Raw genomic sequence first — 15916 nt, 5'->3', positions numbered from 1 at the left:
CGCATGCGCGCGCGGGCTCAAGCGCCGTGTGAGCGGGCGGCGCTTGCGGGCGCGATCAGAATTTGCCCTTACGCTGCGTCCTGCCGTAGCGCAGCTTGCGCGTGCCGGGCTTGCCCTCGGTCGCGCGGCCGGTGGGGCGGGCGACCTGCTGATCGGTGGGCAGGCCGAGTTCGGTCGCCTCCAGCTGCTTGATCTGGTCGCGCAGGCGGGCGGCTTCCTCGAACTCCAGCTCGGCGGCGGCGGCGCGCATCCTGCCTTCCAGCTCCTCGATATAGGCGCGCAGATTATGGCCGACGAGATGCTGCGGCGCGTCCTCGCCGATATCGATGGTCACGCTGTCATGGCTGGACACGTCGGCGATGATGTCGCCGATATGCTTCTTCACCGTTTCGGGCGTGATGCCGTGCGCCTCGTTATAGGCCATCTGCTTTTCGCGGCGGCGGCCGGTTTCGCCCAGCGCCCGCTCCATGCTGCCGGTCATGCGGTCGGCATAGAGGATCACGCGCCCGTCGACATTGCGCGCGGCGCGGCCGATGGTCTGGATCAGCGAGGTTTCGGAGCGCAGAAAGCCTTCCTTGTCCGCATCCAATATGCCGACGAGGCCGCATTCGGGAATGTCCAGCCCCTCGCGCAGCAGGTTGATGCCGACCAGCACGTCATAGACGCCGAGGCGCAGGTCGCGGATCAGCTCGATGCGCTCCAGCGTCTCGACGTCCGAATGCATGTAGCGGACGCGGATGCCCGCCTCGTGCATGAATTCGGTCAGGTCCTCGGCCATGCGCTTGGTCAGCGTGGTGACGAGCGTGCGATAGCCCTTCTCCGCCGTCAGCTTCGCCTCGTGGATCAGGTCCTGCACCTGGTCCTCCACCGGGCGGATCTCGACCGGCGGGTCGATGAGGCCGGTCGGGCGGATCACCTGCTCGGTGAAGACGCCGCCGGTCTGCTCCAGCTCCCACGAGCCGGGGGTGGCCGAGACGCTGACCGTCTGCGGGCGCATCGCGTCCCATTCGTTGAAGCGCAGCGGGCGGTTGTCGATGCAGCTGGGCAGGCGGAAGCCATATTCGGCCAGCGTCACCTTGCGCCGGTGGTCGCCGCGCGCCATCGCGCCGATCTGCGGAATGGTCTGGTGGCTTTCGTCGACGAAGAGCAGCGCATTTTCGGGCAGATATTCGAACAAAGTCGGCGGCGGTTCGCCGGGCAGGCGGCCGGTGAGGAAGCGGGAATAATTTTCGATCCCCGCGCAGCTGCCGGTCGCCGCGATCATCTCCAGGTCGAAATTGGTGCGCTGCTCCAGCCGCTGCGCCTCCAGCAGCTTGCCCTGCGCGTTCAGCTCCTTCAGCCGTTCGGCCAGCTCCATGCGGATCGCCCCCATCGCCTGCTGGAGCGTGGGGCCGGGGGTGACGTGGTGGCTGTTGGGAAAGACCTTCACATAATCGAGCTTCGCGGCCGTCTTGCCGGTCAGCGGATCGAATTCGGAGATTTCCTCTATCTCGTCGCCGAAGAAGGAGATGCGCCAGGCATTGTCCTCATAGTGGGACGGGAAAATCTCCAGATTGTCGCCCCGCACGCGGAAATTGCCGCGCGCGAAGGCGGCGTCGTTGCGCTTGTACTGGAGGGCGACCAGCTTGCGGATGATCTCGCGCTGGTCGACGCTCTCGCCCTTCTTGAGCGAGAAGGTCATCGCCGAATAGGTTTCGACCGAGCCGATGCCGTAGATGCACGATACCGACGCGACGATCAGCACATCGTCCCGCTCCAGCAGCGACCGGGTGGCCGAATGGCGCATCCGGTCGATCGCCTCGTTCACGCTCGACTCCTTCTCGATATAGGTGTCGGAGCGCGGCACATAGGCTTCGGGCTGGTAATAGTCGTAATAGGAAACGAAATATTCGACCGCGTTTTCGGGGAAGAAATGCTTGAACTCCCCGTAAAGCTGCGCGGCCAATATCTTGTTGGGGGCGAGCACCAGCGCGGGGCGCTGCACCGCCTCGATCACCTTGGCCATGGTGAAGGTCTTGCCCGATCCGGTGACGCCCAGCAGCACCTGATCGCGCTCCCCCTCTTCGGCGGCGGCGACCAGCTCGGCGATGGCGGCGGGCTGGTCGCCGGCGGGCTGATAGTCGCTGACGAGCCTGAACGGCCGGCCGCCTTCCGCCTTTTCCGGGCGGGCCGGGCGGTGGGGGACGAAGGCCGGGCCGGTTTCCGGTTCCTCTAGCGTGGTGCGGATCTGGATGGACATGGGGCCTTGATATGGTAGTCCCGACCGGCGGGCGCAACAGGTGATGCCGCGAACAGGCCGAAAGGACAGGATGATGAGGATGCTTCCGATATTGCTGGCGGGCTCCGCCGTGCTGATGCTCGCGGCATGCGGCAAGGAACCGGAGACGGCCCGGAACCAGAGCGCCGAGGAAGTCGCCTCGGAAATGAAGAAGATCACGCTGTTGCCGGGCGAATGGGAAACCACGCAGGAGGTCGTCGACGTGAAGCTGGAGGGCGCGCCCGAAGGCATGCCGGCGGGAGCGATGGACGCGATGAAGGGGCGCAAGACCACGGTCAAGACCTGCATCACGCCCGAACAGGCCGCCAATCCCAGCGCCGATTTCCTGACCGCGCAGAAGGACAGCAACTGCACCTATAGCGGCTTCGAAATGGCGGGCGGCGCGATCAAGGGCGCGGTATCCTGCCTCAGCCCCGACGGCAAGGGCAAGGCGGATATCGCCATCGACGGCAGCTATGGGGCGGACAGCTATCAGATGACGATGGAAATGCAGGCCGCCGGGATGGGCGGGCCGCAGACCTCGGCGATGACCATGCACCTGAAGATGCGCACCAGCGGCAAGCGGATCGGCGAATGCCCGGCTTCCCCCGCGACGGGCGGATGAGGCGCGGCCGCCGGAGATGACGTTTTCCCCTCCCCTTGCCGATTCCTCGCCCGCGCGGGCGGAGGGGTTCGATCTGGCCGCCTATCTCGGCCGGATCGGGCTGGACGCGCCGCCGCCGGTGTCGCTGGAGGGGCTGGCGCTGCTGGTGCGCGCGCATCGCATGGCGATCCCGTTCGAAAATCTCGACATCGCGCTGGGGCGGGGGATCAGCCTTGCGCCCCAGGCGATCTTCGACAAGCTCGTCCATCGGCGCCGGGGCGGCTATTGCTTCGAGCAGAACGCGCTGTTCCACCGGGCGCTGGCGGCGATGGGTTTCCACGGGCGGCCGCTGATGGGCCGAGTCTGGCTGGGGGCGCAGGCGGGGGATGTACCGCCGCGCACGCATCAACTCGAACTGGTGACGCTGGACGGGCGGCCGTGGATCGCCGATGTCGGCTTCGGCGGCAGCCTGACGCCGCCGCTGCCGCTGGCCGAAGGGGAAAGCGAGGCCGGGCCGGACGGCGTCCGCTTCCGCCTGACGCGCGATCCCGATCATGGCTGGCTGCTCGCCCGCCTGGGCGCGCCTTCCTACACCGAGGTGACGGCGGAGGAGGCCGCGCGCTGGCAGCCGCAATACAGCTTTACCGAGCATCCCGTCTTTCCGGTGGACATGGAGATGGGCAATCACTGGACCTCGACCCGCCCCGGCACGCGCTTCACCAGCCTGCTGATGGTCCACCGCATCACCGGCGACGGCTTCGCCTCGCTGATCGGCAACCGCCTGCGCCTGCGCGATGCGCGCGGGACCGGCGAGGCAATGCTGGAAACGCCCGCCGCCTTCCGCCGGGCGCTGGCGGACCATTTCGGCATGGCGCTGGATGGGGAAGAGGCCACCCGCCTCCACGCCTTCTGAAGGCCGCGGCGCCCGTCCGCCCTTGCATGGCGGCGGCGCATCTCCATATGCGGCGGCCCTCGCGGTCGATCACAGTGATCGGAAGAGTCCGCTTTCCCGGCGATCGGGACAGGCGTATGATTGTGGCTCCCGCAAGAGGGCGGGGCTTGCCTTGATGGCGGACTCTCCATAGGGGACTTGGCCAGAGGGAATTTCGTGCAAGAGGCGCGCGGCGGACCGCGCGCAGGACAGGAGTGATACGGTGGCGGCGAATTGGACGCCCGACAGTTGGCGGGACAAGGAAGGGCTGCAAATGCCCGAATATCGCGATGCCGCGGCGCTTGCCGCAGCGGAGAAGCAGCTTTCCAGCTATCCGCCGCTGGTCTTTGCGGGCGAATCGCGCGCGTTGCAGGCGGAACTGGCCAAGGTGCAGCGCGGCGAGGCGTTCCTGCTTCAGGGTGGCGACTGCGCGGAAAGCTTCGCCGAGTTCCACCCGAACAACATCCGCGATACCTTCCGCGTGCTGTTGCAGATGGCGGTGGTGCTGACCTTTGCCTCGAAGCTTCCGATCGTCAAGGTCGGCCGCATGGCGGGCCAGTTCGCCAAGCCGCGCTCCGCGCCGACCGAAACCATCGGCAGCCGCGAACTGCCGAGCTATCGCGGCGACATCATCAACGACATCGCCTTCACCCCCGAAGGGCGGGAGCCCGACCCGCAGCGCATGGTGCAGGCCTATAACCAGGCGGCGGCGACGCTCAACCTGCTGCGCGCCTTCGCGCAGGGCGGCTATGCGAACCTGCATCAGGTGCATCGCTGGACGCTGGAGTTCATGGGCCGCAGCCCGTGGGCGAAGAAGTTCAGCGAGACCGCCGACCGCATCGGCGAGGCGCTGGACTTCATGAAGGCGTGCGGCATCGACGCCGACACCGTGCCGCAGTTGAAGGCGACGAGCTTCTACACCAGCCACGAGGCGCTGCTGCTGCCCTATGAGCAGGCGCTGACGCGGCAGGATTCGCTGACCGGCGACTGGTACGACACGTCCGCGCACATGCTGTGGATCGGCGACCGCACCCGCTTCGAAGGGTCGGCCCATGTCGAATATCTGCGCGGCATCGGCAACCCGATCGGCATCAAATGCGGTCCCTCGCTGGAGCCGGACGCGCTGCTGCGCATGCTCGACCTGTTGAACCCGCAGCGGGCCGAGGGGCGCATGACGCTCATCACCCGCTACGGCCATGACAAGATCGAGACGGGCCTGCCCAAGCTGGTGCGGGCGGTGCAGCGCGAGGGGCATCCGGTGCTGTGGTCGTGCGATCCGATGCACGGCAATGTCGTCAAGGCGGCCAACGGCTACAAGACGCGCCCGTTCGAGCGCATCCTGGCCGAGGTGCGCGGCTTCTTCGCGGTGCATCGCGCCGAGGGCAGCTTCGCGGGCGGCATCCATGCCGAGATGACCGGCCAGAACGTGACCGAGTGCACCGGCGGCGCGATCGCCATTACCGACGAGGGGCTGGCGGACCGCTACCACACCCATTGCGACCCGCGCCTCAATGCCGCGCAATCGCTGGAACTGGCGTTCCTGCTGGCCGAGATGCTGAACGACGAACTGGCGGAACGGCGCAGGGCCGCGGCCTGATCGCCCGCCGGCGAAGAGCGATAGGATGGAGATGCCGGGGCACGCCGATGCGCGCCCCGGCATTTTTCGTTCGGAAACGGGCAGAGGAGGCGCGGGCATCCCTTGCCGTGGGGAAGGGGCGGACGGGGCGGTGTGGGCCCTGCATCCCGGCTACGGCAGGCGAAGGAAATGCGCGGCAAAGACACGCTTGTCGCCTGAACGCTTGATTCTTGCGGACCGACCCGTTAAGGGCGAACCCACCGGGGCGCCACGCGCCCATGGCCCCTTCGTCTAGCGGTCAGGACGCGGCCCTCTCACGGCTGAAACACGGGTTCGATTCCCGTAGGGGTCACCATAACCCGCCGAATGTCCCGGAATTGGGCAGAAACGGCGGTTTTCAGACATTTAGACGTGCCCACTGGTCACAATTCTGTGATACAAAGAGGCATGGAAAAGATGGCTGATATGCAACGGCTGCTGAAGCGCGGCGACACTTACCACTATCACCGGCGCGTGCCGCTGCACCTTGTCGAGACAGTCGGCAAAAAGTTTGTTCGCCGTGCGCTGGGCACTGATAGCCCCAAGGAAGCGCGCCGCCGCCGCACAATGGAGGACGCCCGCACCGAAGCAATGTTCCGGGAAGCGGAAAAGGGCATCAAGCCCGGCACTGGCCGCATGTCCGTATCGCTGGACACCCTCACCGCCTATGTGCGGGAGACGGTGGAAGAGATGGACCGCAAGGCGTCCGAACGGCTGGCCTTGTCCCCTCCCGCCGACAAGCGGCAACTGGCCGATATGGTCGAGGATGCACAAGTTCAGCTTGGCATCCTGACCAATCCGGGCGACCCCCGACAGGATGAGTTCGTGGCAACCGCGACCGACCGCATTGCCCATGCCCATGGGGCAGACCTGACCGACGCCGCGCTTGTCGCGCAGTTCGCGGAGATCGTGCGGCGGGGCTTGGTGGAAGTCACCCGTCGCCATATCGGGCGGCTCACCAATGAAAACGGCACCGCCTTCCACGATGCCGCATTTGATCCCGCCGCGCAGCCTTCCACCCCCGCCAGCGTGGCCGCTCTCGACACCGATATTGTGGACGGCTGGGCAGCAGAGCGGAAACCTTCGCAAAAGGCGGTGGACAGTTGCCGGAGCGAAGCTCGCAAGTTCCTTGCCCACACCGGCCCGAAGGCCGTGGGCGACATCACGCGGGCGGATGTGCTGACCTACAAGGCCGCGATGATCGCGGACGGCCAAAGCCCCGCCAACATCAAGACCCGGCTAAGCCGTCTCAACACCGTGCTGGGCTGGGCCACCGAGAACGGGCACCTTGCCGCGAACCCCGCCAAGGGCATCACCATCAAGGTGCCGAAGAAGAGCAAGGACAAACGCCAGCCCTTCGACACCAACGACCTGAACGCGATCTTTGCCGGTCCCGTTCATGCCGAAGGCGACCGTCCCCTTCGCGGGCGTGGGGAAGCATCCTATTGGCTCCCCTTGCTTGCCTTGTTCAGCGGGGCGCGTCTGGAGGAAATGGCCCAGCTTCGTCCCCATGACGTGGCGCAGCACACCTATGCCGATGGCGATGGCCAGACCCGGCAAGGCTGGTTCATCACGATTGTGGAAGTGGACGGCGAAGACGGCACCAGCGTCAAGACCGCAGGCAGCGAACGCCTTGTCCCTGTGCACCCCGTGCTGGAGGAACTTGGCTTCATCGCCTTCGCGAAGGCCCAGCAGGACGCTGGCCATGCCCGCCTATTCCACCTGCTGAAGCCGGGAGCTTATGGGAAGCTGGGCAACAAGTGGGGCGAATGGTGGAGCGGTTACATGCGCGGCACCATCGGCATCACCGACAAGCGCAAGGTGTTCCATAGCTTTCGCCACACCTTCAAGGACGCAGCCCGGCATTGTGGCCTGCCCGAAGGCGTTGCGCGCCAGATTATGGGCCATAGCGGCGAGGACGTGGCCGACGACTATGGGAACGGCTATTCCCTGTTCCAGCTTGTCGAGGGCATGGCGAAGGTGAAGGCCGTGGGCGTGACCCTGCCCGCACCCCCCGCCGCCTAGTCGCTGCCGGGGTCGGGATAAAAACCGTCCCGGCCTTTCAGCAATCCGTTGCACGGGCGCAGTGAGTTGCCCAACCTAAAAGAGAAAGCCCCCGCCTTGCAGGGCGAGGGCCTTCGGGAACGCCGGAACCCCGACGCTGACTATCACCAGCGACACTACCCCCGGCGATCCCTCCACGCAATACCGGAAGGAGCCAGAACCGTGTCCAATGTCGTGTCGTTCGCCGCCAGCGCATCAGCCAAGGCCAAGATGAAAAAGGCCATCACCAAGGGCCAGACCACGGCCAAGACCGCCACCACGCCAGCGGGCAAGCAGAAGATCGCGGCGACCATCAAACAGAAGATCAAGGCAGCGGAACAAACCCAAGCCAAGCTCACCGCACCGGGCGCGATTGCGCGTTGTCGCCATATTGCGGGGGGCGACTTGCGGGCCGCTGTCCTGCTGTATCGCATCGCCGGGCTGTGGGATGCCATCAATCCCAAGATGCGCCTGCCGGGCGGGAACAGGGAATATCTCGCCATGACCCAAGCCGAATGGGCGACGGTTGCCGGATTGAGCGAAAGCGAGTGCAGGAAATATGCCATCAAACGCCTACAAAGTTGCGCTTCCCATATCGTCCAGTTTGAGGTTCACGGACGCGGGGCGAAGAAAAAAACATGGGTCCATTTCGACAAGGCGGCCTACCGCGCAGCCCTTGATGAAGCCGGATATGAACTGAAAGTGGCGGCCAATGAGGGCTTGCCCGGATACCTCTAAAACGGGGAATTTGCCGGTTTAATAAACAGGCCGAAAACGGCCAGTTTAGATATAATCGGAGACGTATAAATCGGAGAGACTTCCTATTCCTATCTTACGATAGAAATAGGTGCATCCCGATCCGCTGCGCTGACGGGCTGCAACAGTTCCCGAACCTTCGTCCGGGGAAGGAAGGAAGTGGGGACACTGGCTAACGCCAGTATCCCGTTGGGAGCGGGAGCCATGCTTCGCATGTCTCCTCTCCCGTTACCTCCTCACCCCAGCCCCTAGGTTCCGCCGCGCCGAGAATTATTGACTGGCCACTGCCTCCATGGCACAAGGGCAGCAGTTCATCAGACCCGTAGTGCTTCGGGGAAAGCTGACCAGCTTTCGGATGACATGAGAAAGATCGGAGCCAACCCCGGATATAGTCGGGCACCGCTTTGGCGGTGGGCATTAAACCTCATGTCCACCATCCGAAAGCCTGCCCCTTGTTCCGTCTCTTCTCACGCCAGCAACCTGAAGCGTCCGCGCCTGTCGCGGATGACGTTCGTGCAATTAATTGCACGGCAGATGATGAAACCCGTTCGCTTGCCAGCCCTGAAGACTGGCTGCTGGACCTGTTCGGCGCGATCCCGGCCCAAGCGGGCGTCTCCGTCACCCCCGCCACCGCGATGCGCTCCACCGCCGTCCGGGCCGCCGTGGAGGCGATTGCCGAAGCCATCGGCGGGCTTCCCCTCCACGTTTACGAGCGCGGCGAAGACGGGGCGCGGGACCGGGCAACCGATCATCCGGCCTATGTGCTGCTGCACGATGATGCGAACGACTGGACCCCAGCCACCAGCTTCCGCGAACAGCTTACCCGTGATGCCCTGCTGCACGGCAACGGCTATGCCTTCATCAACCGGGACCGGGATGGCCTGCCCCGCGAACTGATCCGGCTTCGTCCCGATGCCGTCACTGTCGAACTGGACGCCCTGACCAGCGAACCCCGTTACCGGCTGAACGATGGCAGCGGCCAGCGTTACCTTGACCGGCGCGACGTGCTGCACATCGCTGCCCCCAGCATGGACGGCGTGAAGGGGGCCAGCCCGGTCCAGCAGTGCCGGGAGGCCATCGCCCTTAACATCGTGATGGAACGCCACGCCGCCCGCCTGTTCGGGCGTGGAGCGCGGCCCAGCGGCATCCTGCGCTTCCCCGGCAAGCTGGGGGCCGAAACCGCCAAGCGCATCAAGGCAAGCTGGCAGGCCGCTCATGCCGGGGAGAACAGCGGCGGGACCGCCGTGCTGGAGGAAGACGGGCAGTTCCAAGCCCTGACCCTCTCCAGCGTGGACGCGCAGTTTCTGGAGCTATGGCAGCATAGCATTCTGGAAATCGCCCGCATCTTCCGCGTCCCCCCGCATATGCTGTTCGAGCTTGGCCGGGCAACGTGGGGCAACGCCGCCGAGATGGGCGCAACCTTCCTGCGCTTCACCTTGGACCGCTGGCTGAAGGCGTGGCAGGGGGAAATCCGGCTGAAGCTGATCGCCCCGGACGACCGCGCCCGCTTCTATGCCGAGTTCCTGACGGACGACCTGTTGCGGACGGACCTTGGCGCCCGTGCCGATGCGTATGGCAAATTGATCGCGGCCCGCATCCTGAACCCGAATGAAGTCCGGGCGATGGAGAACCGCGCCCCCTATGCGGGCGGGGACAAGTTCCAGAACCCCAACACCACGGCGGGAGGCGCGGCCAATGCAGCCTGAAGCCCCCAGCCATCGCCAGTTTTTCGGGGACCGGGAACGGGCCTTCAGCCTGCCCCCGGAACTGATCGTGGAGCTTGAACGCATCACGGGCGCGGGCATCGGCGGCCTGTGCCGTCGCCTGTTCAGCGGCGACTTCCACCACCGCGAAATCATCGAAACCATCCGGCTGGGCCTGATCGGCGGGGGCGAAAACCCCGAACCCGCCGCCGCGCTGATCGCTGCCTATGCCGCCAACCGCCCGCTGGCCGAAACCTATCCGCTGGCCGTGGCGATCCTTGAAACCGCTTGGTTCGGACAATCGCAGGAGCAGGCCAATGGGTAGCGGATTGGGCAGTGCCCAGCGGGCCGTCATGGCCATATTCGAGGATGAGCCGGACGCCCGGCTTACCGTCAAGGAAGTCGCTGCCCGTGTCTATCCGGGCAAGGAAATCACACGCGGCGACACCAACAACATTGGCCGCGTCCTGCGCCAGCTTGCCCCCATGATCGGACTGGCCTGCTGCCGTGTCCGCATCCCCGATCATTTCGGCTGGCGTCACCAATGGGGGCGCAAATGACTGCATCCGTGCCATTGATTGCAGGCCGCGACCTGCTGGATTGTGAAGTCCGGTTCGCACCCCCAGCCGATGACGGCACGATAGAGGGCATCGCCGTCCGCTTCGACGTGCTGGACAGCTACCGCACCACCTTCGACCGCCGCGCCTTCGCATGGGACGGCAAGAGCCTGCCCCTGCTGTGGAGCCATGACCCCAGCGAAGTCGTGGGCAGCGTCCGCAGCGTATCCGTGGAAGCGGATGGCCTGAAGGTTCGGGGCAAGCTCAATCTGGAAGTTCAGCGCGCCCGTGAAGTCCGGGCCATGCTGATCGCCGGGGACGTATCCGGCCTGTCCATCGGCTTCCGTCGCCTGAAGGACGAAAGCCGTGCCGGGGGCATCCGTCACATCACGGCGGCCCGGCTGGTGGAAGTCTCATTCGTCGCGGTCCCCAGTGTCCCCGGTTCGCATGTCACCAGCATCCGGGCCGTGCCTGACCTTTCCACCCTCAATCGCTCCATCACCAACGCCATTGCCGCCCTGAAAGGAAAACGACCGTGACCCTGCATAACCCCATCGAAATCCGCAGTGCCCAGCCCATCGAAACCCGCGAACAGCAGCAGGATGACCCGCTGGCCGCTGTCGTGGCGGGCGTGGAGGAATTGCGCTCCGCAGCCGAACAGCACCGCAGTCAGCTTGATGAGCGGCTGGGCAATGAAGTCCGCACCATCGGGGACCGCATCGCCGCGCTGGAAACCCGGCTGAACCGTCCCGGCACCGGCCAGCAGCAGCAGGACAACGGCCCCGATGCCGAAATCCGTGCGTTCCTGGACTATGCCCGCCGTGGCGTTCTTCCGCAGGGCCATGAACAGCGCGCATTGGACAGTGGCACCACCAGCGGCGCGACGGGCGGCTATACCGTCCCGGAAAACTTCGTCGCTGAACTTCTCCGCAACATCGTCCAGTTCTCGCCTGTTCGTTCCGTCGCCCGCGTCATGTCCATCGGCAGCGCGAGCGTGAAACTGCCCAAGCGCACCGGCACCATGACCGCCGCATGGGTGGATGAAGGCGACGATAGCGACGAAACCAGCCCGACCTTCGCGCAGGTGACGGTCCCCGCCTATGAGGCCCGTTGCTTCACCGACATCAGCAATCAGCTTCTGGAGGACAGCGGGCTGGACCTGTCGGCGGAACTGGCCTTCGACGCCGCCGAAGAGTTCGGGCGGCTGGAGGGCGCGGCCTTCCTGAAGGGCACCGGCACGGGCCAGCCGTCCGGCATCCTTGCGGACACCGCCATCACCACGGGCGCGAAGATCAGCGGCAACGCCTCCACGCTGGGCAGTGCCCCCGCCGAACTGCTGATTGACCTGTTCTATTCGCTGAAGCCTTTCTACCGGGCGGGCGCGACGTGGGGCATGAACGGCACGACGCTGGCCGCCGTCCGCAAGCTGAAGGACACCACCGGGCAATTCCTGTGGCAGCCGAGCCTTCAGGCTGGCCAGCCCGACACGCTGCTGGGCCGTCCCGTGCTGGAGCTTCCCGACATGGACGACGTGGGGGCTGGCAAGTTCCCGATCATCCTTGGCGACTTCGCGCAGGGCTATCGCATCGTGGACCGCATCGCGCTGTCCGCTCTTCGCGACCCCTACAGTGCCGCCGTCTCCAGCCAGACCCGCTTCCATTGGCGTCGTCGCGTCGGCGGGACTGTCGTGAAGTCCGAAGCCTTCAAGGCGGTGAAAATCGCCGCGTCCTGATCCGAAACGGGGGTGACGGCTTTCGTCATCCCCGACCTGCTGCCCCCATCTGAAAGGCCCATGCGATGACCGTCCACACCAATGCAAAGTCCCGCCTGTTCATCGGCGCGGCGAACAACACCATCAGCGAGCTGTCCGAGTTCGAGGCCGAAGACTGGCTGGAGATCAAGGAAATCGAGGACATCGGGGAGTTCGGCGTGGAAGGCTCCGAACAGACCTTCCTTTCGCTGGCCGATGGCTATGTCCGCAAGCTGAAAGGTTCGCTCAATTCCGGCACCCTTGAAGTGATCGCCGGGCGTGATCCTTCCGACCCCGGCCAGAACCGTGCCCGTGCCGCTGCTGGCGATTGGTTCAAATATCCGTTCAAGGTGGAACTGAACGACAAGCCGACCCCGACCGGCACCAACACCGTCTATTATTTCCGCGCCCCGGTAATGTCCGCCAAGTCGAATTACGGCAATGCGGACAACATCGTGAAGACCACCTTCGCGCTGTCCATCGACGGGGCAATTCTGGAACTTCCCGCCGCCCCGGCTGTCACCATGTCCCCGGCTGCTGGCGCGCTTACCGCTGGCGAAGAGGATGTTTCCTACACCGTCACCATCGCGGCGACGGGCGGCGCGGGCAATCCGTCCTATGCCATCACGGCGGGCGCGCTCCCGGCTGGCTTGTCGCTCAACGCCACGACCGGCGAGATTTCCGGGACGCCCACCGCCACCGGCAGTTTCAGCTTCACCGTGACGGCGACCTTCGACGGCGCGGGCACCGCGTCCGCCGCCTACACGCTGAACGTCGCGGCATAAAGGCCTGATGATGCGGCTGGCTGCGCCGATCATCATCATCTTGGCGGGCGAGGCTGTGACGCTTCGCCCGTCATTGGCCTGTGCCATGCAGCTTGAACGCCGCCCCGGTTCCTTCAAGGGGCTGCTGGACGACATCGGGGACGATAGCCTGTCCGCCGCCAGCGCGATCATCGCCCCCCATCATTCTCACCCCATGCTTGCCAGCAGGATCATGGATACGGGGCTGGAAGCCCTGCGCCCGGCCCTGATGGACTATGTGCTGCAATGCGCGGGGATAGACCCGGACGCGCCCAAGGCTGCGCCCGATGGCCCCAGCGTATCCTTCGCGGAACACCTTCAGCACCTCTACCGCATCGGCACCGGCTGGCTGGGCTGGACGCCCGCCGCCACGCTGGACGCCACCCCCACCGAAATCATGGAAGCCTATCGGGGCCGCATGGACATGCTGAAGGCGATCTTCGGCAGTGCCGACGATGACCAGCCCCAGCCCAGCCCCGGCAATCTGGACGACAAGTTCCGGGCCGCGTTCGGTTCCTTCGGCACCACCATCATCAACCGGGAGGCCGCATAATGGTGCAAGGCCGCGAGTATTGGGCGGGACTGATCCGCGAATTGATCGCTGAAAAAGGCGTGTCCTATCGCGAGCTTTCGCGGGCGACGGGCGTTCACCGCGCCACGCTGCGCCGCTGGCTGAACCTTGGTTCCAGCCATATGCCCATCACCACCTTGGAAACCCTGCTGGCGTATCTGGGCTATGAACTGGACGCGATCAGGCGGGAAGATGGCCATAGCGTTCGCCGGGAGGGCCGATGATGCCCGTGCGCGCACCCTCTATCCGCATGTGCGGCTGCGTCGTGCCGTCCGGCCAGCGTTGCCAGCACATGATTGCCCGTGACCGGGAGCGGAAGGCCCGGCACGATCAGCACCGCCCCAGCGCACGGCAGCGCGGCTATGATGGCAAGTGGCAGCAGGCCCGTGCCGAGTTCCTGAAGGCGTATCCGCGTTGCACCCGTTGCGGGGCACCCGCCAGCGTCGTGAACCATCGCATCCCGCACAAGGGCGACCGCAAGCTGTTTTGGTCCCGGTCCAATTGGGAAGCCGTATGCACGCCTTGTCATAACGGCCCCATCCAATCGCAGGAGGCCCGCCGATGAACCGCCGCCTGTTCACCTATCAGGGCGCGGGCCGGTCCATCCGGGAGATTGCGCGCATGGTGGGCATGAAGCCCAGCACCCTGCATTTTCGGCTGTGCGTGAAAGGCATGTCCGTCGCGGACGCCATCGCCATGCCCATCACTCCCAAGCACCGCCTGAACCCCGAAGGCAGGCAACCCCGCCTCTATGAGTTCCGGGGCCAGATGCTGGACGCCAAGACCATCGCCACCCTGATCGGCAGGCATCGCGACACTGTATATCGCCGCGTCGTGGGCAACCGCGTGCTGGACATCGGGGAAACCCCTGATCCCTTCAGCGGCTTTCAGGACGCCCCCAGCACTGCCGTGCTGATAACCCATGACGGCGAAACCCTGACAGCAGCCGAGTGGGCAAGACGCATGGGGATCAGCAAAGAGACAATCTATTCCCGCATAGCCTATGGCTGGCATCCCGTGGACGCAATCACCACGCCCCCGGACCCGCGTTTCGCCATGCGGACGATCAAGGTGCGGAACCTTCGCATCATCCGCCGCATCGCCTCCACCTTTCACCCCATGACCGGGGGGTATGCCCAAACTTTCGCCAATCCCTTGGGGACCGGCGTGGGGAGGCACGTTCATCATCTGCAATCAGGGAAAACGGCATGACCATCATCACCGTGGCCGATGCCAAGGCCCATATGAACATCACCAGCGATGCCGACGACGCCCTGATAACGGCGAAGATCGGGGCCGCCGAAGCGTGGATTGGCCAGTTCATCGGAAAACCGCTGGACGATGCCGAAGCCTTCCCGGACGGCACCCCCGAACCGCTGAAGGAAGCCACGCGCCAGCTTGTCGCCCACCTGTATGAGAACCGGGAAGCCACCCTTGTCGGGCTGAACATGGTGGACGTGTCGCCCGGCCTGTTCGACCTGATGGCCCCCTATCGGGATTGGGCTTTCTGATGAGCGCGCAGCTATCCCGCCTGTCCAAACGCCTCGCAGCCATCCCAAAGGCCGTGCGTTCCGCCGTGCATCCGTCCCTGATCCAGTCGGGGGAGGAACTGGCCCAGCGGATGCGTCACCTTGCGCCGGAAGACACCGGGGCGCTGAAAGACAGCATTGCCGTCACCCCGCCCGGACAGGCCACGCCACCCTATAGCCAGTCGGGCGGTTCCACCGTTGCGCGGGATAATCAGGTCTTGGTGACGGCGGGCAGCAGCGACGTGCGTTATCCCCATCTTGTCGAATACGGCACGGCGGACGCCCCGGCGCAGCCCTATTTCTGGCCTGCCTATCGCCTCACCCGGAAGCGCATCGCCAACCGCGTGAAGCGGGCCATCCGCAAGGCCGTGCGGGAGGCGCGATGATGGAACCCAGCCTTGCCCTTCAGAAAGCTGTCCGCGCCCGGCTGATCGGCACCCCCGCCGTCACGGCCTTGGTGCCCGCCGCCAACGTGCTGGACAAGAACAGCCGCCCGGAAGTCTTCCCGTCCATCATCATCGGGGAGGCCCAGACCGTGCCGGGCGACGGCCTTGCCCGCACCCGTTACACCGTCTTTGCCGACCTTCACCTGTGGCAGACCGAACCGGGGCTGGCCTTCGTGAAGGGCGTGGCGGGCGCGCTATGGGGCGCATTTCGGACACCCTTCTACACGATAGACGGGCACCACGTTGCGGACCTGCACATCACGTCCAGCCGCTTCATCCGCGACCCCGATGGCCTGCATTCGCACGGCATCATCAGCGTGGAAGCCCAGCTTGCGGAGATCATGCCATGAG

At 65.3% G+C, this 15916-nt stretch carries 19 protein-coding genes and 1 tRNA gene; 19 read left to right on the top strand and 1 reads right to left on the bottom strand.

Annotated features, from left to right (window positions below; translation table 11 throughout):
- Positions 1-55 precede the first annotated feature (55 nt).
- A complete protein-coding gene (uvrB, locus tag GGR43_RS01585; RefSeq protein ID WP_188070179.1) occupies positions 56-2239 on the bottom strand; it encodes an excinuclease ABC subunit UvrB in 2184 nt (727 codons plus the stop codon).
- 70 nt (positions 2240-2309) lie between these two features.
- On the opposite strand from uvrB, the gene GGR43_RS01580 reads away from it, so the two are divergent.
- The 19 genes from GGR43_RS01580 to GGR43_RS01490 all read left to right on the top strand — a co-directional run bounded on the left by GGR43_RS01580 (position 2310) and on the right by GGR43_RS01490 (position 15915).
- Positions 2310-2882, top strand: coding sequence for a DUF3617 domain-containing protein (locus GGR43_RS01580; protein WP_188070178.1), 573 nt, complete (start codon positions 2310-2312; stop codon positions 2880-2882).
- 16 nt (positions 2883-2898) lie between these two features.
- Positions 2899-3774 (top strand): arylamine N-acetyltransferase family protein, encoded by an 876-nt coding sequence (locus tag GGR43_RS01575; protein ID WP_188070177.1) that lies wholly within the window; start codon positions 2899-2901, stop codon positions 3772-3774.
- Positions 3775-4015: 241 nt separating this feature from the next.
- Entirely contained in the window at positions 4016-5389 is a 1374-nt protein-coding gene (locus tag GGR43_RS01570; protein ID WP_188070176.1) for a class II 3-deoxy-7-phosphoheptulonate synthase, read from the top strand.
- Between the two features lie 259 nt (positions 5390-5648).
- A tRNA-Glu gene (locus GGR43_RS01565) sits at positions 5649-5723 on the top strand.
- An 11-nt stretch (positions 5724-5734) separates the two neighbouring features.
- On the top strand, positions 5735-7432 hold the full coding sequence (locus GGR43_RS01560; protein WP_188070175.1) for a DUF6538 domain-containing protein: 1698 nt from the start codon (positions 5735-5737) through the stop codon (positions 7430-7432).
- A gap of 201 nt (positions 7433-7633) precedes the next feature.
- On the top strand, positions 7634-8188 hold the full coding sequence (locus GGR43_RS01555) for a hypothetical protein (RefSeq protein WP_188070174.1): 555 nt from the start codon (positions 7634-7636) through the stop codon (positions 8186-8188).
- 470 nt (positions 8189-8658) lie between these two features.
- A complete protein-coding gene (locus GGR43_RS01550; protein ID WP_223177236.1) occupies positions 8659-9912 on the top strand; it encodes a phage portal protein in 1254 nt (417 codons plus the stop codon).
- Positions 9902-10234 (top strand): gene transfer agent family protein, encoded by a 333-nt coding sequence (locus GGR43_RS01545; RefSeq protein ID WP_188070173.1) that lies wholly within the window; start codon positions 9902-9904, stop codon positions 10232-10234. The genes GGR43_RS01550 and GGR43_RS01545 overlap by 11 nt, the downstream gene beginning before the upstream one ends.
- Positions 10227-10469 (top strand): hypothetical protein, encoded by a 243-nt coding sequence (locus GGR43_RS01540; RefSeq protein ID WP_188070172.1) that lies wholly within the window; start codon positions 10227-10229, stop codon positions 10467-10469. The genes GGR43_RS01545 and GGR43_RS01540 overlap by 8 nt, the downstream gene beginning before the upstream one ends.
- A complete protein-coding gene (locus tag GGR43_RS01535; protein ID WP_188070171.1) occupies positions 10466-11005 on the top strand; it encodes an HK97 family phage prohead protease in 540 nt (179 codons plus the stop codon). The genes GGR43_RS01540 and GGR43_RS01535 overlap by 4 nt, the downstream gene beginning before the upstream one ends.
- On the top strand, positions 11002-12198 hold the full coding sequence (locus GGR43_RS01530; RefSeq protein WP_188070170.1) for a phage major capsid protein: 1197 nt from the start codon (positions 11002-11004) through the stop codon (positions 12196-12198). Before GGR43_RS01535 ends, GGR43_RS01530 begins: the two co-directional genes overlap by 4 nt.
- 65 nt (positions 12199-12263) lie before the next feature.
- Positions 12264-13001 (top strand): Ig domain-containing protein, encoded by a 738-nt coding sequence (locus tag GGR43_RS01525; RefSeq protein WP_188070169.1) that lies wholly within the window; start codon positions 12264-12266, stop codon positions 12999-13001.
- A gap of 7 nt (positions 13002-13008) precedes the next feature.
- Positions 13009-13572 carry a hypothetical protein gene (locus GGR43_RS01520; protein ID WP_188070168.1) on the top strand — a complete coding sequence of 188 codons (564 nt, stop codon included), beginning with the start codon at positions 13009-13011 and terminating at the stop codon, positions 13570-13572.
- On the top strand, positions 13572-13814 hold the full coding sequence (locus tag GGR43_RS01515) for a helix-turn-helix domain-containing protein (protein WP_188070167.1): 243 nt from the start codon (positions 13572-13574) through the stop codon (positions 13812-13814). The genes GGR43_RS01520 and GGR43_RS01515 overlap by 1 nt, the downstream gene beginning before the upstream one ends.
- Positions 13811-14155, top strand: coding sequence for an HNH endonuclease signature motif containing protein (locus GGR43_RS01510; RefSeq protein ID WP_343054387.1), 345 nt, complete (start codon positions 13811-13813; stop codon positions 14153-14155). Before GGR43_RS01515 ends, GGR43_RS01510 begins: the two co-directional genes overlap by 4 nt.
- Entirely contained in the window at positions 14152-14802 is a 651-nt protein-coding gene (locus GGR43_RS01505) for a hypothetical protein (protein ID WP_188070166.1), read from the top strand. The genes GGR43_RS01510 and GGR43_RS01505 overlap by 4 nt, the downstream gene beginning before the upstream one ends.
- Complete coding sequence (locus GGR43_RS01500) at positions 14799-15101, top strand: head-tail connector protein (protein WP_188070165.1); 303 nt, start codon at positions 14799-14801, stop codon at positions 15099-15101. Before GGR43_RS01505 ends, GGR43_RS01500 begins: the two co-directional genes overlap by 4 nt.
- Positions 15101-15505: an HK97-gp10 family putative phage morphogenesis protein gene (locus GGR43_RS01495; RefSeq protein ID WP_188070164.1), complete on the top strand. Its 405-nt coding sequence runs from the start codon at positions 15101-15103 to the stop codon at positions 15503-15505. Before GGR43_RS01500 ends, GGR43_RS01495 begins: the two co-directional genes overlap by 1 nt.
- Positions 15502-15915, top strand: coding sequence for a DUF3168 domain-containing protein (locus tag GGR43_RS01490; RefSeq protein ID WP_188070163.1), 414 nt, complete (start codon positions 15502-15504; stop codon positions 15913-15915). Before GGR43_RS01495 ends, GGR43_RS01490 begins: the two co-directional genes overlap by 4 nt.
- Position 15916 lies beyond the last annotated feature (1 nt).

Origin of the sequence: Sphingobium jiangsuense (genome assembly GCF_014196495.1) — a bacterium.
GTDB lineage: Bacteria > Pseudomonadota > Alphaproteobacteria > Sphingomonadales > Sphingomonadaceae > Sphingobium > Sphingobium jiangsuense.
The sequence above is the reverse complement of the archived record's forward strand: the minus strand, read 5'-3'. Positions and strand labels throughout refer to the sequence as shown.